Consider the following 18,267-nt stretch of genomic DNA (forward strand, 5'->3'; position numbering starts at 1 on the left):
TCGTATTAAGGACTGCAATGACCTCAAAGCATACAGAGATGGCCGAATGGTATCGGCGTGCTCAAGAAGAAATTTTAGATAGCATGGATGAAGAGCTCGAAATGGAGCTCGATGATGATCGTCTTGCCATTGATGGCGAGTCTGGATCAAGCATGCCTCGCCAAGAGTACTTTAAAGAGCTTTTCCGCTTGCAAGGCGAGTTAGTTAAGCTCCAAGACTGGGTGGTGGCAAATAAGGTCAAGGTAGCCGTTTTGTTTGAGGGTCGAGATTCAGCGGGTAAGGGCGGCGCAATCAAGCGCATTACCCAAAGACTGAATCCCCGGGTTTGTAAGGTAGTCGCCTTACCAGCACCCAATGAGCGTGAAAAAACCCAGTGGTATTTTCAGCGTTATATTTCACATTTACCGGCAGGCGGAGAAATTGTTCTTTTTGACCGCAGTTGGTACAACCGTGCAGGTGTTGAAAAGGTAATGGGTTTTTGTACCGATGAAGAGTACGAAGAATTCCTGAAAACCGTGCCTGATTTAGAGCGCATGATGATTAATTCAGGGATTATCCTCATTAAGTATTGGTTCTCCATTTCGGATGAAGAGCAGTACAACCGCTTTATGATGCGTATTCATGATCCATTAAAGCAATGGAAATTGAGTCCAATGGATTTGGAAGCGCGTCGCTTATGGGAGGCCTACACCAAGGCTAAAGAGACGATGCTTGAGCGCACCCATATTCCTGAGGCGCCATGGTGGGTTGTGGCCGCCAATGACAAGAAAAAGGCACGTTTAAATTGCATCACTCATTTGCTCAGTCAGATTCCCTATCAAGAGATTGAGCACCCGGTCATTACCTTGCCTGCCCGCGTCCACAATCCGGACTACCTTCGTGGCCCCGTACCCCCCGAGATGTATGTGCCGGAGGTTTATTAGTGGTAATCTCTTTGTAATACAGAGAGAACGCCATGAAATTACACCCCTCAATTACTAACCGGGAATTTAAGTTGCTGATCAAGCCCCAGGGCTTGGATCGGCGTTCGCAAATTGAGAAACTAAGTCAACAAATTCTCAACTTTTGCCATAAAAACAAGGTTGAGTTTTTCCACCTCGATAATGCGACTACAGGTCTTCGCAATATCTATTTTTGGGATACACCGGGGGAGCATTTTCGGCAAAATAATATTATTTTGCGCGTAAGAGAATCACGTCAAAATGTATGGGTTGATGACTTTTGCGAAGTCACTTTGAAGTGTAGAACGCATGACCTTGAAGACTCCTTCAAATTTGATCCAAAGCCTAAGAAAAAAATTAAAGCTCGCCTGAGGCTAAAAGAAGAGATATTACGAGGCGATGGGCTTGGCACAAAGCGACTTATCTATTCAAATAACGCCATTCTTGATGCAGTACCCCTGGATAATATTTTTGAGCGGACGCATGCCAGCCTGACAGAATTTTTCCCTACGCTCAAAAAAATATTGATTGATAAAAAAACGCCCATTCGTATTGTGGGTGGTAGTACTAACAAAATTCTGGAAGCCTGCTTACCCTTGGGTAACTTGCAATTCGGCGCTGGTGTGCAAGCGCATTGCGATATTGCCATTTGGATGAAAAGCGTTGGAGAGCCAATTGTTGGCGAGTTAGCCTTTTCATATCGTGTCAATGATGAAAATCGCGAGGCCATTAAGGCGCACAAAAGGGCTGATAAATTTTTTAAGAATCTACAAATTGAGCTTAAAGATTGGCTAGAAATTGGCAGCACGAAGACTGCGCTGGTATACGGTAAGCCAGAGTAGGCTTTCTTATGGCAGATAAAAAAAGCGGTGCAAACCTTTGGGATATCTTTCTGCAATTTCTGATCATTGGCGCCATTAGTTTTGGTGGCGGTATTATTGCCTATGAACGTATTCTTTTAGTTGAAAAGCGCAAATGGTTAAACGCTGATGAATTCATGGCCTACTTGGCGATTAGTCAAACCATGCCAGGCTTAAATTCAGTGAATCTAGCAGTGCTTACAGGGGATTTCCTGCGAGGTGTTACGGGCTCAGTGTGCGCAGTCCTGGGCTTACTTCTCCCTGGATCGGCATTTATTCTCGGTATTGGTATTTTATATTCCAGTAATTCGAATCATCCTATGGCCAATATCATTTTGGCGGGAATAGCGGCGGCTGCGACTGGTTTATTGGCAGCCATCACCTACCGCATAGGTGGCGATCACTGGCGGCACATGAAGTCTTTGGCGATTGTGCTGGCAACCTTTGTATTGATGAGTCTATTTAAGCTTTCCCTTCTGGCGGTGCTTGCAATCATGGCTCCGATTGCGCTGTATGTGTATCGTCCTGGTAAATCAATATGAATATATTGCTTCAGCTGGGGCTGAACTTTGTCTTGCTTTCACTTTTGGCGGTGGGTGGCGGAACGGCAGTTTTACCTGAGATGCAAAGTATTTTGTATGCGCATTTTGGCCTAGACCATACCCAGTTTGTTCATATGTACAGTATCGGTCAGCTGGCTCCTGGCCCCAATATGTTGATGGTGCTGATCATTGGCTATCAAATCGCTGGCTTGGCCGGAGCAGGCATAGTTTTGCTGGCATTCTTTCTGCCATCGAGTATTTTGTGTTTTTATGTTGGCCGTTTGTGGGTGCGAATAGGGGAGAGTCCTTGGCGCCGTGCAGTACAAAATGCTTTAGAGCCCATCTCAGTCGGACTCATGGCATCGGGTGTTTATGCCGTTGGCAAGGCTTCGATTGTTAGCTCGCTAACTGCTGGACTGGCGCTGATTACCCTCTATCTTATTTTGCGTACCAAAATTAACCCTGTCATTGTGATTCTGGGCTCGGGTTTGGTGGCAACCCTCATCACCAAGTTCCTTTAAAAAGCAGCTCGAACCCCAATCATGGCGCTGCGACCCGGTTGGGGTGCGTATAAGCGTACCGTCTCTGGCGTTGTGGCATAACGAATATCTTGATTCAATAAGTTTGTCAGACGCAGATAGCCTGTCCAAGAGATGCTGTTAATTCTTTCAGTGTATGACACGCCTGCATTGAGTAGGTTGTAGCTCGGCGTGGGGCCAATCTCAAAGCTAGCTAAGCGCGTCTGCTCAAAAGCATGGATGTAAGTAGCATTCATTTTCCATTGATTTACTTGTTGGGCAATTTCAGCCCCTAAGCGTGGGGCTGGTTGCAGGGGTAAATTACCGCCACTATTAAAAGTCCCTTGAGAGGCGTCACCAAATAGGCGAGTGCCAACGCCATTTTGCTGCCAGTTGTAGGTTAATTCTCCTTCAACCCCTTTAATGGTGGCATTTGCTTGTTGGGAGACTACTACTGGATAGTTGGTATATCCATCACCAGAGGCTGTATTTCCAGTGTAGAAGCCATAAATGTAGTTACTGAACTGATTTTGATAGATGTTGGCTTTACCTTGGATGAGTCCACTTGTTTTTTGTATACCCAATTCAATGTTGTGCGAAGTCTCTATTTGTAAATTGGAATTACCCACTATGTATGTGGCGGTAGCATCGTGTGGACCGAAGGCGTAAAGCTCTGGTGCACTTGGTGCCCTTTGTGAAACGGTGTAGGCTGCAGCTAGTCCATAGCCTTTAGTCACTTCGTAAATAGTTCCCAAAGAGTAGGAACCCAAATTAAACTGACGGTTAATTAATGAAGGTGGGCTATAAGTAGAAATGGAGTCGGCGTAAACGCTGGCCTGATTGGGGTTCTGGGTAACATAGTTGTAGCGCAAACCAAGACTATTTTTAAAGTCACCAAAATTACCTTGCTCCACCCAAAATAGCGCATTGGAATTGGTGACTGTTTGCGGAACGATATCTGCATTGCCACTAGCGATATCGGTTGCCGTTAGTTTGGCGGTAGAGGATTGCAAGCCAACACTACCTTTCCAGCCCATCCAGGATTGATGATCTAGTACCGCGCGTAATTCTGTTGCATCATTTACCCAATTAGTTTGCGGCACGCCGTTGTTATCAAATTCATTGTGCATGTAATGGCTATTAGAGATGCTGAATTTGAAAGCGCTAAAACCATCCATAGGATCGCGGGTTTCATGCTGCAAATCATAGCGATTTTGCGATTGGTTAATAAATCCGCCATCAGCAGTAGGAACGCCATAGTCATGATTAAGGCGCAATAGTGAGACCCCGGTATAACCATGATCACCAATATAAGAAGCGCCCAGCCCTAAGTTATTCTCATTATTAAAGGAGAAGGGTAGCTTGCTAGAGTAGGGCACATTTTGCGGAACGCCGGGGCTGATTGCCCAGTTAGCATTCGGCCCACCTTGCTCTGCGTAGCCAGGGATTTGATAGTTATTGGCATTGCTAATGGCGGTATCAATATGAAAGGCAATTGGTCCGGTGGATGTATCGACTACTGCGCTGGCGGTCTTGTCTTGATTGACGGTTTCATAGCTCGTATTTACTGACCCCGTTGGCTCCCCTGGGAGGGAGGTGGCAATGCGATCATTAATCACATTGACCAAGCCGCCGCTCGAGCCAGACCCATACATCAATGCAGATGCGCCGCGTAGGATTTCAATTTGACGCGTACTTTGTAAGGGGTTGGCGGTAGCATGATCTGCCGAAATACTCGATACGTCACTCACCGATAGGCCATTTTCTAAAATCTGTACCCGCGCACCTTCGAGCCCACGAATGACTGGTCTGGAAGCGCCCGCTCCAAATCCGGTTGCAGAAACCCCCAGTTCATTGGAGAGGGTGGCGCCCAGGTTGTTACCCAGCTTATTTTGCAACTCATCGCCTGACAAAACTTTGCTCGGGCTCATAAGATTATTTTCGGAGATGGCGTTCGATTCAATCACTAAGCCGCCATTCGGATCTTCCGCTCTTGCGGAGTAAGGAAGGCTTACGCCCAAAGCGCTTAATAAAGCCAATTGATAGGGGATTCTAAATTTCATACTTCACTCTTAAAACTATTGAACTATTTCAACAGGTAAATGCACATAAATTCGCTAATAAGGCGAGGGCAATGTAATTAAAGAGTGATGCTGGGGGGAGCTCGAGATTGATAGGGTGAGGCAAGAGCCTGGAAAACCGTTACCACTAAGAGCGGGGTAAAAGTGCCTGAATAAGAAAGCACCCCGATAGAAGATTGAACATCTGGCGCAATAAAACTGGCGAGGGTTAAGGCATCAAATAAATGGCAATCGGCTGCAGCATGAGATATGCCAAAGGAAGTGCGATCGCCAGTGTTGAACTCTAAATTAACGCCCTGGAAGCCGGCATGCGAAACGCTATGTGCAAAGCCTAAATACTGGGTGCCCAAGAGGCTAAATAGCAAAAAGCCAAGAGCGATTAACGCTCGCGTTTGCTTGCTAACTTTGCCGTTAAAAAGGGTGCTCATGGGCCTGAATATTACAGGATTTGGCCCTCAGCAACATGTCGGTGTACAATATCGATTCCGTCGGAGTGTAGCGCAGCCTGGTAGCGCACCTGCTTTGGGAGCAGGGGGTCCAAGGTTCGAATCCTTGTACTCCGACCACTTTCTCAAGTTTCACCATTTAGTCCCAGTACACACATACTGCCTATAGCTCAGCTGGATAGAGCAACGCCCTTCTAAGGCGTAGGTCGCACGTTCGAATCGTGCTGGGCAGGCCAGATATTAAATCCTCAGATAAGTAAAGCAGATGCTTGTTCAGGCTTGTTTGATTGTGCTCAATTGACCTAATCCTGGGTCAAGCTTGGCTAGCGTATAGCTCACCTTGGTCTAGCGTGGTGAATCCTGGTGGACTATCAGCGACTCAGACGAACTTTTGACCCTGACGATCGAGTGTCGGTTCGGCCCGATTCGGAGGTGTCCGGTTACGTGACGGTCAGGTGGCTCTTATAGGGTGGCTTGCTGACGCTCGAGGCAGGGTGATTAGAGGTATTTGGGTGGCGGAGAACGGCCGAGGCTGTGTAAAAACCCCCAATAATCTCCCTGTTTTTGTAAACACCTAAGCACCCTCAAACGTTAATTAAGTATCACTAATTAACGGATGTTCATGAAGATGAAACGATTCATTACTGGCCAAGATCGAACCCAAAGTACTTTATTACCTGAGCTGCTTGATGAGTACATCACCGAAGAAAATCCCGTGCGCGTCATTGATCTGTTTGTCGATCAATTAGATTTAAAGAGTTTGGGTTTTGAAGGAGTAGTTCCTGCTGATACTGGTAGGCCGTCCTATCATCCTGCAGTGCTGTTGAAATTGTATGTCTATGGATACCTTAACCGTATTGCATCGACTCGTCGCCTTGAAACTGAAGCGCTACGTAATGTTGAACTCATGTGGCTCATTACCCGCTTAGCTCCTGACTTTAAAACCATTGCGAACTTCCGTAAAGAAAACGGCAAAGCCATCCGTAAAGTCTGCGCCCAGTTTATTGAGTTGTGCCGTCAGATGAATCTCTTTACCGACGCCATGGTGGCAGTCGATGGCAGTAAATTTAAAGCCGTGAACAGCTCCGATCAGAACTTCACCCAGGCCAAGATCAAACGTCGTATCCAAGAAGCTGAAGCTAGTATTGCGCAGTACTTAAAAGACTTAGAGGCAGCTGATCTGAGCTCTCCAGCCCAATCAACCGCACACCAAGCCAGACTTAAAGAGCGCATCGCGCTCTTTACAGAGCAGATGGCACAGCTACAAGCTATTGAAGAAAAAGTACAAGCAGCACCAGATAAACAGATCTCCATGAGTGATCCCGATGCCCGGTCGATGCAACACCGTGGAGGCGGTATCGTGGGCTATAACGTACAGGCAGCCGTGGACACAAAGAACCATCTCATCGTAGCCCATGAGTTAACTAATGTCGGTCATGATCGCAGTAGCCTAGCTAAGATAGCAAACCAAGTCAAAGAAGCGCTGCAAGTAACGCAGCTGACCGTAGTGGCGGACAAGGGTTATTACAGTGGTGAACAAATCAAAGACTGTATGGACTTGGGTGTCACTCCCATCATGCCTAAATGTAAAACGTCTAGCAATCGATCTCACGGCCTGTTTGATAAGAATGCGTTTATCTACCACCCTGATAAAAATGAATACGAGTGCCCTGCAGGGCAAGTATTAATAGAGCGGTTTAGAACCGTGGAGCATGGTAAGAATCTGATTGCATACTGGAGCTCGAGCTGCAAAACCTGCGCCTTAAAGCCTCAGTGCACTACCGGAATAAATAGACGAGTCAAGCGCTGGGAGCATGAAGTAGTACTAGATCAGATGCAAGCCAATCTAGAAGCCATGCCTGATGCGATGAAGATCCGAAGATGCACCATTGAGCATACCTTTGGAACCTTAAAGAGTTGGATGGGGGCCACTCACTTCCTCACCAAAACCAAAGAGCATGTGAGTACAGAAATGAGTCTGCATATCCTGGCTTACAACCTCAAACGGGTGATGAAGATCATGGGCAGTAGCAATCTGATGAAGGCGATGGCGACATAAGGCGAAAGCCTTACTCAATCCGTAATAAACAGGCCTGAGTAACGCCTCTACGAGGCGTTACTAAAAAATCACAAATTACCAAAACAGAATTGTTGGCTCAACCAGAAGCGTTTGATTTAAGGCCAAAACCCGTGTACACGCTTTAAATCTAAATCAATGGAAGTATTTTGGGTTTTTACACAGCCTCGGCCAATAACAGCCGTTAGAGCAGAGGATTAAAAACACCAAAACTACCTTTAGGTATTAATGAAATTAAACAGAATTTTCTGAGAATGTTTTCTTATAGGGATGATCATGTATATACATTCCTGCAAGCATTGCAACAACAAAAATGATTGCCTTCTGATTTCCAGATCCAAGGGCAACAAGAGCGGGTCCAGGGCATAACCCTGCTATTGCCCAACCAGCTCCAAACAAGACGCTTCCAACAATTAGATCTTTATTGATGTGTGTTTTGCCAGAAAGGTGAAGAGGCTCTTCAAAGTAAGTCGTTTTCTTTTTTTCAATAAACCTAAATCCAAAAAAGGTGACGAAAATTGCCCCCATCATGACAAACATGAGGCTAGGATCCCATTGCCCAAATAAGTCCAGAAACCCAATGACTTTGGCAGGATTAGTCATTCCGGAAATAATAAGTCCGATACCAAAACCTAGACCGGCAAGAAAGGTGAGTAGGTTTTTCATGATTAATTGATCCAATGTAGTAATAGATAGCAAACAATAAATCCTGAAGTCATAAAGCTGAGGGTTGCAACAAGCGAGCGTGTCGATAATCTACCGAGTCCACAAACCCCATGACCACTCGTGCATCCCGAACCCATTCTTGTTCCAAAACCGACTAATAATCCTGCTATAACAAGCTCAATTGAGTTCGTATTGATTTCGATGGTCGGTGCTCCAAAAATTATTGAATAAATTTGATATGAGCCAATCAGCCCCAAAAGAAAAAGGATTCTCCACAAGTAATGATCCTTAGGTGTATTTTGAAATTGCATTAGAGCACCGATAATTCCACTAATTCCTGCGATTCTTCCTTTGAAGATGATCAGAAAAACAGCGCCAAGCCCTAAGATAGCCCCACCAATAAGCGATGCAATAGGGGTGAATTCTTGCCAATTAATTATCATGTTCTTAAATACCTATATATCTAGAAAAGATTTGTAAAGCATGTATATGCCAACCAAAAATGTGAAGGATGCAAATATCTGTTGAATGCGTAAGGGATTTAACTTTTGTGAGAACTGCCTGCTGATGAGTAAGCCAATAATGGCACCTGCTGAGAATAGGATAGCAATAGGCAGATTTAAAGTTCCTGCAAATGCTGAGATTCCTGCGCTGCCAATGGCAATAATTGCCATCACCCCTAATGATGAGCTGATAATTGAATTTGTTGATAGATTGGTGTATCTACGAAGCGCTGGAACAATCACAAATCCTCCCCCAACACCAAGAAGTCCTGATAAAAAACCAGAGACTGCGCCAACACTTAACAAAGTCAAAAAACAGGGCTTTGTCCAAAATAGTTTTCCTGTTGTATTGTTTAATTGGCAGATCGCATTGTCATTTGGCTTTGATTTAGGGCCATCTTTATCGAATATTTCTTTCAAGAAAAAATGCATTGATACGCCTATCAATATCAACCCGAATAGCGCAGCTAGGGGTCGATTAGGCACTTGATGCGCTAGCCACAAACCAAAGGGAGCGGTAGTTAAACCAGCAAGCCCAATTAATGGAGCTGCTTTGTATCTTAAGGTTTTTTCTCTGTGGGCTAAAAGAGCTCCAATGCCAGCCGAAGAAGCAATGGCCATCAGTGCGATTGGACCGGCTTCTGCAATGCTTAAGTGTAAAAAATAGATAAGCGCTGGAACTGAGACTATGCCTCCACCTGCGCCAGTGAGACCCATTAATAGGCCAATAAATAGGCCCAAACTTGAGGTGGTGATTATTTCCATGTTTACATTATAAGGAAATATAATATATAATTCAATATATTGAATAGGTGGAGATTTGCATGAAAGCACAAATCAAGAGTTTTTTCGACAAGGCCACTTGGACCTTTACCTATGTTGTCTCAGACCCTGAGGCAAGGGTTTGCATTGTGATTGATCCTGTTTTAAATTATGACCCCAAATCAGGCAGGACTCTAACGCAATCAGCCGATCAGGTTCTTGAATACATTACAAGTAACCAGCTGCAATTGGAATGGATTTTAGAGACGCACGCTCATGCTGATCATTTAACCGCTGCTAAGTACTTGCAGGATATGCTTGGTGGAAAAATTGCGATTGGCGAAAAAGTGCAAAAGATTCAGGGGGTATTTAAAGGAATCTTTAATTTAGGTGATGAATTTAAGGCTGACGGCTCCCAGTTCGACCATTTGATTAAGGATGGTGAGAATATCTCCTTCGGAAATCTCAATATCGAATCAATAGCTGTTCCAGGGCATACTCCAGCTTGCTTGGCCTATAAGATCGATGATGCTATTTTTGTTGGTGATACATTATTTCCGTCTGATGTAGGCACGGCACGTTGTGACTTTCCGGGCGGAGATGCCAATACCTTGTATAAATCAATTAAAAAGATCCTGAGTTATCCGGAGTCCACAAATTTATACATGTGTCATGACTACCCACCAACTAATAGGCAAGTTATTGGTAGAACTACGGTCGGAGAGCAGCGGGAAAATAATATTCATATCCGTGACGGTGTGACAGAGGATGCTTTTGTTCAAATGAGAAAAGCTAGGGATGCTACTTTAGAGGTACCAGTTTTATTGTTACCCTCTATACAAGTTAATATCCGAGCTGGAGCTATGCCTCCTAAAGAGGATAACGGCACTTCGTACATGAAGATTCCAATCAATTTGCTCTAAACGATATGAAAATAATCAATCTTAAAAAGATGCAATCATCAGCTGATGATGCTTGTCGCTTAATGAAAGTCCTTTCCAATAGAGATCGGATGATGCTGCTATGCCAAATAAGTCAGGGTGAAATGTGCGTTGGGGAGCTAGAGGAATGCCTTGATATTCATCAGCCCACCTTGTCCCAGCAGCTGACCGTTCTCAGAAATGAAGAATTAGTTGAGACCAGACGAGAGGGAAAGCAAATTTATTATTCGCTTTCCAATCATGTTGCATTAGAAGTCATGAATGTGCTGTATAAAAATTACTGCAGTAAATAACCAAAAGGAGTCTTTATATGAAAAGCAATATTGGCGATATTGATCGTATTCTCCGCATGGTGGTTGGTCTAGCTTTAATTGGCTTAGCTGCGACTGGAGCAGTTGGTACTTGGGGTTGGGTTGGTGTTGTGCCGCTCGCAACAGGCTTATTTAGATTCTGTCCAGCTTATACAGTCTTAGGTGTTAATACCTGCGGTAAATAGTTCTCTTTAGTCAGCAGAAGTCACTCTTAATTGTATATATACGCATACACGTATATGAGTGTATGCGTATATATACATCTATTACGTAAGATGATGGTGGCGGAGTGCTCCGCCAAAGTCTCTTATGGGTCGAGGCTGTGTAAAAACCCCCAATAATCTCCCTGTTTTTGTAAACACCTAAGCACCCTCAAACGTTAATTAAGTATCACTAATTAACGGATGTTCATGAAGATGAAACGATTCATTACTGGCCAAGATCGAACCCAAAGTACTTTATTACCTGAGCTGCTTGATGAGTACATCACCGAAGAAAATCCCGTGCGCGTCATTGATCTGTTTGTCGATCAATTAGATTTAAAGAGTTTGGGTTTTGAAGGAGTAGTTCCTGCTGATACTGGTAGGCCGTCCTATCATCCTGCAGTGCTGTTGAAATTGTATGTCTATGGATACCTTAACCGTATTGCATCGACTCGTCGCCTTGAAACTGAAGCGCTACGTAATGTTGAACTCATGTGGCTCATTACCCGCTTAGCTCCTGACTTTAAAACCATTGCGAACTTCCGTAAAGAAAACGGCAAAGCCATCCGTAAAGTCTGCGCCCAGTTTATTGAGTTGTGCCGTCAGATGAATCTCTTTACCGACGCCATGGTGGCAGTCGATGGCAGTAAATTTAAAGCCGTGAACAGCTCCGATCAGAACTTCACCCAGGCCAAGATCAAACGTCGTATCCAAGAAGCTGAAGCTAGTATTGCGCAGTACTTAAAAGACTTAGAGGCAGCTGATCTGAGCTCTCCAGCCCAATCAACCGCACACCAAGCCAGACTTAAAGAGCGCATCGCGCTCTTTACAGAGCAGATGGCACAGCTACAAGCTATTGAAGAAAAAGTACAAGCAGCACCAGATAAACAGATCTCCATGAGTGATCCCGATGCCCGGTCGATGCAACACCGTGGAGGCGGTATCGTGGGCTATAACGTACAGGCAGCCGTGGACACAAAGAACCATCTCATCGTAGCCCATGAGTTAACTAATGTCGGTCATGATCGCAGTAGCCTAGCTAAGATAGCAAACCAAGTCAAAGAAGCGCTGCAAGTAACGCAGCTGACCGTAGTGGCGGACAAGGGTTATTACAGTGGTGAACAAATCAAAGACTGTATGGACTTGGGTGTCACTCCCATCATGCCTAAATGTAAAACGTCTAGCAATCGATCTCACGGCCTGTTTGATAAGAATGCGTTTATCTACCACCCTGATAAAAATGAATACGAGTGCCCTGCAGGGCAAGTATTAATAGAGCGGTTTAGAACCGTGGAGCATGGTAAGAATCTGATTGCATACTGGAGCTCGAGCTGCAAAACCTGCGCCTTAAAGCCTCAGTGCACTACCGGAATAAATAGACGAGTCAAGCGCTGGGAGCATGAAGTAGTACTAGATCAGATGCAAGCCAATCTAGAAGCCATGCCTGATGCGATGAAGATCCGAAGATGCACCATTGAGCATACCTTTGGAACCTTAAAGAGTTGGATGGGGGCCACTCACTTCCTCACCAAAACCAAAGAGCATGTGAGTACAGAAATGAGTCTGCATATCCTGGCTTACAACCTCAAACGGGTGATGAAGATCATGGGCAGTAGCAATCTGATGAAGGCGATGGCGACATAAGGCGAAAGCCTTACTCAATCCGTAATAAACAGGCCTGAGTAACGCCTCTACGAGGCGTTACTAAAAAATCACAAATTACCAAAACAGAATTGTTGGCTCAACCAGAAGCGTTTGATTTAAGGCCAAAACCCGTGTACACGCTTTAAATCTAAATCAATGGAAGTATTTTGGGTTTTTACACAGCCTCGGTCGATTTGAGCCTACCATCGGTAAGTAAGGCGAAGGTCTGCTTTATGTTCAGCAGCAGCCCAACGTGGCCTTGACGCTGTAGTGTCGGTTTAACCGACTCTAAATAATTCAGGTCGCCCAAACCCTAATCTGAAATTAAGCTAACAAGTGTCGTGTTTCGAGACACTTGTTATGAATAATTTATCGCTGCTATTTTCTACCGTTATCACTGATGATGAGCCCATCAAACTCCTTGACGGTCTTCTCACTCTCTATAAGAGACCCACGAGTCACCAATGGCAATGCCGTTTTAAGCTGTCTACTGGCTCTTGGCATTCCGCAAGTACTGGATCTGATCAAGTAGCTGAAGCCACCACCCAAGCAATTGCCATATATGAAACCGTTAAGGTCAAGCTAGCCAGCGATCTAGCCATTAAGACACGAACCTTTCGCCAGCTAGCCGCGCAAGAACTAGCTGCTGCTGCGCGAGTGGTCCAAGCCAATCCTAATAAACGTACTCATGCGGACTATATTCACATCTATACCAAGTACTTGATCCCATTCTTTGGTAATTATCAGATCAATGACATAACCCAAGAGCTAGTAGATGACTATGTGGCCTGGCGCACATCCAAGATGGGTAAGAATCCCAAGACCTATACCCAAAGGCGCCATGCGGGGCTTTATAAGCGAGTAATTGAAAGGGCAAGGGAGCAAGGTCTAATCCATCGACATCGAACCATTCCCTTGTTGGAGGTCGCTGCCGATAGGGCAGAAATTAGGCCAGCTTTTAATCAACAAGAGGTCAATTACTTGCTGGAATACATGCAGGACTGGGAACGCTTTGGCCGTAATCAACGCAGTAACCATATGCGCAGACTTTGTAGAGTCTATGTGGAGTTCTTACTGGGTACAGGGATACGGCAGGGTACTGAAAGTATGCCAATCCGCTGGAAGTCTCTGCAGTGGCATTGGATAGGTGAAAAGCGCTATTTACGGATTTGGGTATCAGGCAAAACGGGGCCTAGATACCTAATAGCAAGGCATTTTGTGATTGAGGCTTTAGAGCGCTTAATTGCTTGGCAAAAGCTACCTTATAAGAACCTAGAGGCTGTGATTGAGGCCAAATTGGATAAGAAAGTATTTGTATTTCCAGAAGGGGATGCTCCGCATAGTCTAGATGATGTCTTTGAGCGGCTAATGATTGAATCAAATTTATTAAAGGATGCTACTGGTAAAAACAGAACCCTGTATAGCCTACGCCATACTTATGCAACCTTTGCTCTAGCTGAAGGTATTGACATACATACCTTAGCCAGGCAAATGGGTACTTCGACACTGATGATTGAAAAACATTACTCAAAGCTCACTCCTATGATGGCGGCCGCCAAGTTAGCTTAAGCTGCCATGAGCGGGTTAATTGGCTCAGGCGTTGGTACTTCTACAATTACTCCACCAGGATTGCTTGGAGGATTGCGTACCGATCTAACAAAGTCTTCAAGACGCTCTAATAATTTACGATTGCTAGAGCTTATTTGCAATTGCGCTGATAGGACTTTGAGTAGCTGATCATCGGGTAGGGCGATACCTTCTTGCTGCAAGATCCACTGCGCCCGAGATAACCAGTCTTTAGCCGAAACTGGAGGCACTACCAGGCAGCTACTACGATCTCGCAAAGCAATGTCCACTTGATCAATGTAGTTCGTTGTAAAGATGAACTGGGTATGACTGATCATGTCATCAACAATATCCCTAAAGGCAATGGCTGCTTTTTGGGTGAAGTTGATTTCATTAGAAACAATGTAACTACGCTTTTGATCATTGGTGGTGAAGAGTTTGTAAAACATCGGCGGACCACCAAAGACCTCGGTGACATCGCTAAAGGATCCAAATTCCACTGCCTTTAGGCGGGTGATTTCAGCAGGCCTTCCTTCAATGGCATCGGGTAATAAATTAGCGATTGTGGTTTTGCCAGTACCAACCCCGCCATAAAGTATTAAAGGCTTTAAGTCTCGCCCATTAATGTATTCAGCTAGCTTGTTTTTGAGAGTAATGCTACCTAGAACAACTTCATCGAGAGTCTTAGGTGCATATTTGAGTGCGAAGCTCATAGTATTTCCTTTCTAATTGGGTAAAAGCAGAGGCGGGTGATCAGTCCTAAACCCCTGTCAAATAATGAACAATGACTTATGCCATCTCTTTGAAGTAGGCTTGGTTAGCCGCTTCGGTAATCGCCGCTTGCGCTGCGAGCTCTGCTTGGGCTTTGATATGCTCATCAACCTTATTGAGCAGTTCCTGGGCGATCTTGCGGATGGCTTGCTCGATCATGGCAGTAGTAGAGCCTGGCACTACGCTTAAAACCTGCGTTTGACCACTCGCTAGCATCTTGCCAATTAAGAGCGTGTATTCAGCGGAATCAGCTGGATGAGCCAAGGCAGTTTTTGGCACCAAACTCAACGGGTGTTGCAGTTGGTTAACTAATAATTGCTTAACCTCGGCAACCTTATTATCAAGCTGGCTACGCTTTTTAATGGTCTCATCGGTAATGCCCTTAGTACTGGCAACTTCCTCAATGCCACCAACCTTGGTTACCCATTCAGCGAAATTTCCCACTGAAATAGCTTCTTTAGCTGCTACCCGTAATGCACGTGAATATGCAGAAGCACGGCGGCGCTCGGCATTAAATACGTACTTTACGATTAGGGTTAGCACTGGAGTGCTGGTTTGTACCTTAATGCCACGTCCTTCTAGATTGGCTTTAATACCCTCTAAAACGACTTTCTCAGCAGAGCTGCCTTTGATCTCGTAATACATGCCAAGGCATTCCGAGAGCAAGGCATAAAGACCCTTGTTGGATTTATCGAAAAAGTCCCGTTGCCAGACTTGACGACGATTTGCTAATGCATCGAGTTTTACCAACGTTGCGCTAGCGATTTCTTGCTTCTGATTTGCTGTGATTCTCATGGTGCTGCTCCTTCATTTTTAAGAAAAATCAACACGTTTTGGCGAGATTGCCGGTGATGCGTTTTGTGTTGATAGAAGCAGTCTAATTTTTTTCGTATTTTTCGCGCAAATCAGGGCGTTGTTTTATTTCCTTGACACAAAATTGTGAAAAATCAAAGCCACGTAGATATTGGCTTGTAGGGTGATTTTTATTTTAAGAAAAAATACCCAAAAAACTCTATTTGAAAAATTTCATCCAAAATTAAATGTGAAATTATTGTGAAAATTTTCAGTGAAGTGTTTTCAATTTACTATTAATCTTAGGCGAAAACTTCGCTCTAAAAATAAAAAACCAGCCGGGTGATAGGCTGGTTGATCAGAGTCTAATTGCTGATTAGCTGCTTAGTTGATTACTTTTTTCCGTATGCAGCATCGTGGTCTGGCTCAATTAATAACACTCTAAGAAAGTGATCCTCTCTAAAGCCGATTCCCCGAATTGATTTGCTAATCCGAAAGGAGTAGAGCGCATCGATACCCTTTGGGGCGGGGACACTATGAATCTTTTCCCATTTAAGACCTTTGTCACGATAAACCTGGTTCCAGGTCAGTTGCGTGATTTTCTCAAAAGTAGCAAAGGCCTTTTCTTGTTCGACTAACTCCAATGTCTCCCAAGCAGATTGAAAGACCGGGCTATTGAGATCAAGCTCAACTAATGGCTCAGGCTTTACGTTTCGTGCCATGCGCTTTAGCCATTTTTAATTTAGAAAGATCAGTCGCTTTTGCCGGGGTTTTTTGTGCCCAAGCTAGAGCGGCTGATAAGTCCTTTTTAACGACAGGCGTATGTATCCAACGTTCATTATCAGGAATAACCGTGGCTGTACGAATTACCCAAACCCCTGGCTCAGGCGTTTCTACCAGTACTTGACGTCCTGCATGCTCTTTACCAAGCGAAATTTGTCCGCTTGATCCAATCGACTTAATAACCTGGTGATCTATGACTGCGCCCATGGCATTCTCCTATATTCATGCTGCATGATTGCATTATAGCATGATTTTATACAATCTGACTGATGTTTCACCATGACACAACCCTGGGCAAAGCCCTTGAGCCCGAACTCACTTAGATCAGTTCTACGGCCTGTCTCTTTTGCTCATCGTTGACGTCGATATATCTTTGCGTTACCGCAATGGACCGATGGCCGGCTAAAGAGGCTAAGATTCGAACGCCAATGCCTTTATTAGCCAAGGTCGTAATAAAAAATTTTCTGCCCGAGTGGCTACTACCACCGCTAATACCCACATTCTTATATAGCTGATGAAACCACACACATAAGCCATTGGGACTAAAACGTAAGCGGTGATCAGTATGAAAAAAGGGAATATCAGCGCCTTTGGCATGTCTTGTTGTGAGGTAGTTGGCTAATTCCACCTGTAAACGCTGAGAAACAAATACAGTTCTGGGGTATTTGCCTTTAGTCTGCGCTGCACTGAGGCGAATTTCATTTTTAATCGTGCCATCGGGGTTCACTACATCACCCATAGTTAAAGACGCAATTTCGGCGACGCGAAGGCCTCCAAGAAAGCTGGTAAGAATGATGGCTCTATCACGTAGGGCGTATTTTTTGGTGCTGACGTACTCTAGAACTTGATCAAGTTCTGCTTGGGATAAGGTTTTTGCTTGTGCCATTTGGTTTTCCTGTCATAAATAAAAAGTGCGTTTTAAGTATGTTTCCTTAAGGAAAAAAGGTCGACCTCAGTTTGTTTGCGAAGTGTCACGTAACAGGACAAATTGACAGTACAAATAGCTTCCAATAATCAATGACTTACAAATCGGGCTAAGAATATAGTTATTTTCTTAACCCGTATTTGCTTATAAGTATTTAGTAATATTTACTAAGATCTGTCGTCTTTAGACGACGACCTTAGCCAATGCTTCAAATCACTGGGTAGCGTACTTTTGTAAGTTCTCAAGTGCTTGCTTATGTCCGCCGACAAATACGCCGTTTGTAGACGGTTTTTGAGGGGAATTTAGCTCGGATTGCGTTGTAGCTATCAGTGCTGGGGTCGGTTTCCCAGGAACTCTAGCAATACAGCTACGTATAGGCAGTTCCCAGTAATCATCGATTCCGCGCTCTGAATCTTTAATTTCAATATAAATTCTGCTGTAGTTCATATCCAAAGACGCATAGCCTTCAACTGCGCTTTTGATCCCAGCTTCATAGCGATAGATCCAGCTCATTAAAACCCCATCTTCATTTACAGGTATGGTTTTTAACTTACTTACAAACTCTACATGTACTGGACTCTTCGGAAAGTGAAACCAAGTTTCAACTTCCTCAAAATCAACTAAATACTTGGCATAAGGACTTGGGATCTCCAATGTGCCGTTGTAGATGGCTTTGCGATATTGACCTTTGCCAAAGGTTGTTCCGTACATTTTGTTTTCCCATAAGCGGGCTGTGATTTCTTTCATTTTTAATCTCCTTGAATGTTGAAAGGAGTTGCGGTGTTGCTTGAGATGCTCTGAGAGGCGAAGACAAAAGATAGTTGCTGTTGCGTGAGTTGCTGTTCAGAGCTACTCATTTGTCCCAAATACAGCAACTAACTGCATCTCTTACTGCAACTGCAACTTATTTCTTATTCGCATCTCAATGCAACTCA

At 44.5% G+C, this 18,267-nt stretch carries 21 protein-coding genes and 2 tRNA genes; 12 read left to right on the forward strand and 11 right to left on the reverse strand.

The annotated features are described in order from the left end of the window. The first annotated feature begins 17 nt into the window (after positions 1 to 17). The 4 genes from ppk2 to M2125_RS02670 are packed head-to-tail and all read left to right on the forward strand — an operon-like array spanning position 18 to position 2,864. Positions 18 to 923 carry a polyphosphate kinase 2 gene (ppk2, locus tag M2125_RS02655; protein ID WP_076023094.1) on the forward strand — a complete coding sequence of 302 codons (906 nt, stop codon included), beginning with the start codon at positions 18 to 20 and terminating at the stop codon, positions 921 to 923. A 32-nt stretch (positions 924 to 955) separates the two neighbouring features. Beyond that, positions 956 to 1,783, forward strand: coding sequence for a CYTH domain-containing protein (locus tag M2125_RS02660; RefSeq protein WP_076023095.1), 828 nt, complete (start codon positions 956 to 958; stop codon positions 1,781 to 1,783). A gap of 8 nt (positions 1,784 to 1,791) precedes the next feature. Next, on the forward strand, positions 1,792 to 2,343 hold the full coding sequence (locus M2125_RS02665; RefSeq protein ID WP_076023096.1) for a chromate transporter: 552 nt from the start codon (positions 1,792 to 1,794) through the stop codon (positions 2,341 to 2,343). Continuing rightward, entirely contained in the window at positions 2,340 to 2,864 is a 525-nt protein-coding gene (locus tag M2125_RS02670; protein WP_083657472.1) for a chromate transporter, read from the forward strand. The genes M2125_RS02665 and M2125_RS02670 overlap by 4 nt, the downstream gene beginning before the upstream one ends. On the opposite strand, the gene M2125_RS02675 is transcribed toward M2125_RS02670, so the two are convergent. Both M2125_RS02675 and M2125_RS02680 read right to left on the reverse strand, forming a co-directional pair. Then, positions 2,861 to 4,924, reverse strand: a complete 2,064-nt coding sequence (locus tag M2125_RS02675) for a TonB-dependent receptor (protein WP_076023098.1) — start codon at positions 4,922 to 4,924, stop codon at positions 2,861 to 2,863. The two genes, M2125_RS02670 and M2125_RS02675, sit on opposite strands and share 4 nt — an antisense overlap. 77 nt (positions 4,925 to 5,001) lie before the next feature. After that, positions 5,002 to 5,370, reverse strand: coding sequence for a hypothetical protein (locus tag M2125_RS02680; protein WP_215271596.1), 369 nt, complete (start codon positions 5,368 to 5,370; stop codon positions 5,002 to 5,004). Between the two features lie 61 nt (positions 5,371 to 5,431). Here M2125_RS02680 and M2125_RS02685 point away from each other — a divergent pair. The 3 genes from M2125_RS02685 (at position 5,432) to M2125_RS02695 (ending at position 7,447) form a co-directional block, all read left to right on the forward strand. Beyond that, positions 5,432 to 5,508, forward strand: a tRNA-Pro gene (locus M2125_RS02685). Positions 5,509 to 5,547: 39 nt separating this feature from the next. After that, a tRNA-Arg gene (locus M2125_RS02690) sits at positions 5,548 to 5,624 on the forward strand. A 392-nt stretch (positions 5,625 to 6,016) separates the two neighbouring features. Next, complete coding sequence (locus M2125_RS02695; protein ID WP_280742541.1) at positions 6,017 to 7,447, forward strand: IS1182 family transposase; 1,431 nt, start codon at positions 6,017 to 6,019, stop codon at positions 7,445 to 7,447. A 252-nt stretch (positions 7,448 to 7,699) separates the two neighbouring features. Here the strand turns inward: M2125_RS02695 and M2125_RS02700 are convergent, their stop codons facing one another. From M2125_RS02700 to M2125_RS02710, 3 genes are read right to left on the reverse strand one after another with little or no spacing between them, the layout of a single operon-like run. Next, positions 7,700 to 8,131, reverse strand: a complete 432-nt coding sequence (locus M2125_RS02700) for a DUF6691 family protein (RefSeq protein WP_280742542.1) — start codon at positions 8,129 to 8,131, stop codon at positions 7,700 to 7,702. A gap of 2 nt (positions 8,132 to 8,133) precedes the next feature. After that, positions 8,134 to 8,574, reverse strand: coding sequence for a YeeE/YedE family protein (locus M2125_RS02705; protein WP_280742433.1), 441 nt, complete (start codon positions 8,572 to 8,574; stop codon positions 8,134 to 8,136). Between the two features lie 12 nt (positions 8,575 to 8,586). Continuing rightward, on the reverse strand, positions 8,587 to 9,468 hold the full coding sequence (locus M2125_RS02710) for a sulfite exporter TauE/SafE family protein (RefSeq protein WP_280742434.1): 882 nt from the start codon (positions 9,466 to 9,468) through the stop codon (positions 8,587 to 8,589). On the opposite strand from M2125_RS02710, the gene M2125_RS02715 reads away from it, so the two are divergent. The 5 genes from M2125_RS02715 to M2125_RS02735 all read left to right on the forward strand — a co-directional run bounded on the left by M2125_RS02715 (position 9,459) and on the right by M2125_RS02735 (position 14,064). After that, positions 9,459 to 10,319: an MBL fold metallo-hydrolase gene (locus tag M2125_RS02715; protein ID WP_280742435.1), complete on the forward strand. Its 861-nt coding sequence runs from the start codon at positions 9,459 to 9,461 to the stop codon at positions 10,317 to 10,319. The genes M2125_RS02710 and M2125_RS02715 overlap by 10 nt on opposite strands. Positions 10,320 to 10,324: 5 nt before the next feature. Further along, complete coding sequence (locus M2125_RS02720) at positions 10,325 to 10,630, forward strand: metalloregulator ArsR/SmtB family transcription factor (RefSeq protein ID WP_280742436.1); 306 nt, start codon at positions 10,325 to 10,327, stop codon at positions 10,628 to 10,630. Positions 10,631 to 10,647: 17 nt separating this feature from the next. Continuing rightward, positions 10,648 to 10,833 (forward strand): YgaP family membrane protein, encoded by a 186-nt coding sequence (locus M2125_RS02725; RefSeq protein WP_280742437.1) that lies wholly within the window; start codon positions 10,648 to 10,650, stop codon positions 10,831 to 10,833. A 231-nt stretch (positions 10,834 to 11,064) separates the two neighbouring features. Beyond that, positions 11,065 to 12,495, forward strand: coding sequence for an IS1182 family transposase (locus M2125_RS02730; RefSeq protein WP_280742541.1), 1,431 nt, complete (start codon positions 11,065 to 11,067; stop codon positions 12,493 to 12,495). 360 nt (positions 12,496 to 12,855) lie between these two features. Further along, the gene (locus M2125_RS02735; RefSeq protein WP_280742438.1) at positions 12,856 to 14,064 is read left to right on the forward strand and encodes a tyrosine-type recombinase/integrase; all 1,209 of its coding nucleotides are present in this window, start codon (positions 12,856 to 12,858) and stop codon (positions 14,062 to 14,064) included. Here M2125_RS02735 and M2125_RS02740 read toward each other — a convergent pair. The 6 genes from M2125_RS02740 to M2125_RS02765 all read right to left on the reverse strand — a co-directional run bounded on the left by M2125_RS02740 (position 14,061) and on the right by M2125_RS02765 (position 18,079). Further along, complete coding sequence (locus M2125_RS02740) at positions 14,061 to 14,774, reverse strand: ATP-binding protein (RefSeq protein WP_280742439.1); 714 nt, start codon at positions 14,772 to 14,774, stop codon at positions 14,061 to 14,063. The genes M2125_RS02735 and M2125_RS02740 overlap by 4 nt on opposite strands. 76 nt (positions 14,775 to 14,850) lie before the next feature. Then, a complete protein-coding gene (locus M2125_RS02745; RefSeq protein WP_280742440.1) occupies positions 14,851 to 15,627 on the reverse strand; it encodes a hypothetical protein in 777 nt (258 codons plus the stop codon). Between the two features lie 389 nt (positions 15,628 to 16,016). Beyond that, positions 16,017 to 16,346, reverse strand: a complete 330-nt coding sequence (locus M2125_RS02750) for a hypothetical protein (protein ID WP_280742441.1) — start codon at positions 16,344 to 16,346, stop codon at positions 16,017 to 16,019. Next, a complete protein-coding gene (locus M2125_RS02755) occupies positions 16,324 to 16,614 on the reverse strand; it encodes a hypothetical protein (protein WP_280742442.1) in 291 nt (96 codons plus the stop codon). Before M2125_RS02755 ends, M2125_RS02750 begins: the two co-directional genes overlap by 23 nt. Positions 16,615 to 16,726: 112 nt before the next feature. After that, positions 16,727 to 17,293: a tyrosine-type recombinase/integrase gene (locus M2125_RS02760; protein WP_280742443.1), complete on the reverse strand. Its 567-nt coding sequence runs from the start codon at positions 17,291 to 17,293 to the stop codon at positions 16,727 to 16,729. A 252-nt stretch (positions 17,294 to 17,545) separates the two neighbouring features. After that, a complete protein-coding gene (locus tag M2125_RS02765) occupies positions 17,546 to 18,079 on the reverse strand; it encodes a hypothetical protein (RefSeq protein ID WP_280742444.1) in 534 nt (177 codons plus the stop codon). Positions 18,080 to 18,267: the final 188 nt, after the last annotated feature.

Source organism: Polynucleobacter sphagniphilus, assembly GCF_029892205.1.
Lineage (GTDB): Bacteria > Pseudomonadota > Gammaproteobacteria > Burkholderiales > Burkholderiaceae > Polynucleobacter > Polynucleobacter sphagniphilus.

What these genes read in the sequence shown, in the direction of transcription:
- M2125_RS02750 (WP_280742441.1), bottom strand. Translation starts at nt 16,346, where the DNA reads ATGGCACGAAACGTAAAGCCTGAGCCATTAGTTGAGCTTGATCTCAAT.
- M2125_RS02670 (WP_083657472.1), top strand. Translation starts at nt 2,340, where the DNA reads ATGAATATATTGCTTCAGCTGGGGCTGAACTTTGTCTTGCTTTCACTT.
- M2125_RS02735 (WP_280742438.1), top strand. Translation starts at nt 12,856, where the DNA reads ATGAATAATTTATCGCTGCTATTTTCTACCGTTATCACTGATGATGAG.
- M2125_RS02665 (WP_076023096.1), top strand. Translation starts at nt 1,792, where the DNA reads ATGGCAGATAAAAAAAGCGGTGCAAACCTTTGGGATATCTTTCTGCAA.
- M2125_RS02760 (WP_280742443.1), bottom strand. Translation starts at nt 17,293, where the DNA reads ATGGCACAAGCAAAAACCTTATCCCAAGCAGAACTTGATCAAGTTCTA.
- M2125_RS02730 (WP_280742541.1), top strand. Translation starts at nt 11,065, where the DNA reads ATGAAACGATTCATTACTGGCCAAGATCGAACCCAAAGTACTTTATTA.
- M2125_RS02705 (WP_280742433.1), bottom strand. Translation starts at nt 8,574, where the DNA reads ATGATAATTAATTGGCAAGAATTCACCCCTATTGCATCGCTTATTGGT.
- M2125_RS02660 (WP_076023095.1), top strand. Translation starts at nt 956, where the DNA reads ATGAAATTACACCCCTCAATTACTAACCGGGAATTTAAGTTGCTGATC.
- M2125_RS02765 (WP_280742444.1), bottom strand. Translation starts at nt 18,079, where the DNA reads ATGAAAGAAATCACAGCCCGCTTATGGGAAAACAAAATGTACGGAACA.
- M2125_RS02675 (WP_076023098.1), bottom strand. Translation starts at nt 4,924, where the DNA reads ATGAAATTTAGAATCCCCTATCAATTGGCTTTATTAAGCGCTTTGGGC.
- M2125_RS02680 (WP_215271596.1), bottom strand. Translation starts at nt 5,370, where the DNA reads ATGAGCACCCTTTTTAACGGCAAAGTTAGCAAGCAAACGCGAGCGTTA.
- M2125_RS02755 (WP_280742442.1), bottom strand. Translation starts at nt 16,614, where the DNA reads ATGGGCGCAGTCATAGATCACCAGGTTATTAAGTCGATTGGATCAAGC.
- M2125_RS02695 (WP_280742541.1), top strand. Translation starts at nt 6,017, where the DNA reads ATGAAACGATTCATTACTGGCCAAGATCGAACCCAAAGTACTTTATTA.
- M2125_RS02715 (WP_280742435.1), top strand. Translation starts at nt 9,459, where the DNA reads ATGAAAGCACAAATCAAGAGTTTTTTCGACAAGGCCACTTGGACCTTT.
- M2125_RS02700 (WP_280742542.1), bottom strand. Translation starts at nt 8,131, where the DNA reads ATGAAAAACCTACTCACCTTTCTTGCCGGTCTAGGTTTTGGTATCGGA.
- ppk2 (WP_076023094.1), top strand. Translation starts at nt 18, where the DNA reads ATGACCTCAAAGCATACAGAGATGGCCGAATGGTATCGGCGTGCTCAA.
- M2125_RS02745 (WP_280742440.1), bottom strand. Translation starts at nt 15,627, where the DNA reads ATGAGAATCACAGCAAATCAGAAGCAAGAAATCGCTAGCGCAACGTTG.
- M2125_RS02720 (WP_280742436.1), top strand. Translation starts at nt 10,325, where the DNA reads ATGAAAATAATCAATCTTAAAAAGATGCAATCATCAGCTGATGATGCT.
- M2125_RS02740 (WP_280742439.1), bottom strand. Translation starts at nt 14,774, where the DNA reads ATGAGCTTCGCACTCAAATATGCACCTAAGACTCTCGATGAAGTTGTT.
- M2125_RS02725 (WP_280742437.1), top strand. Translation starts at nt 10,648, where the DNA reads ATGAAAAGCAATATTGGCGATATTGATCGTATTCTCCGCATGGTGGTT.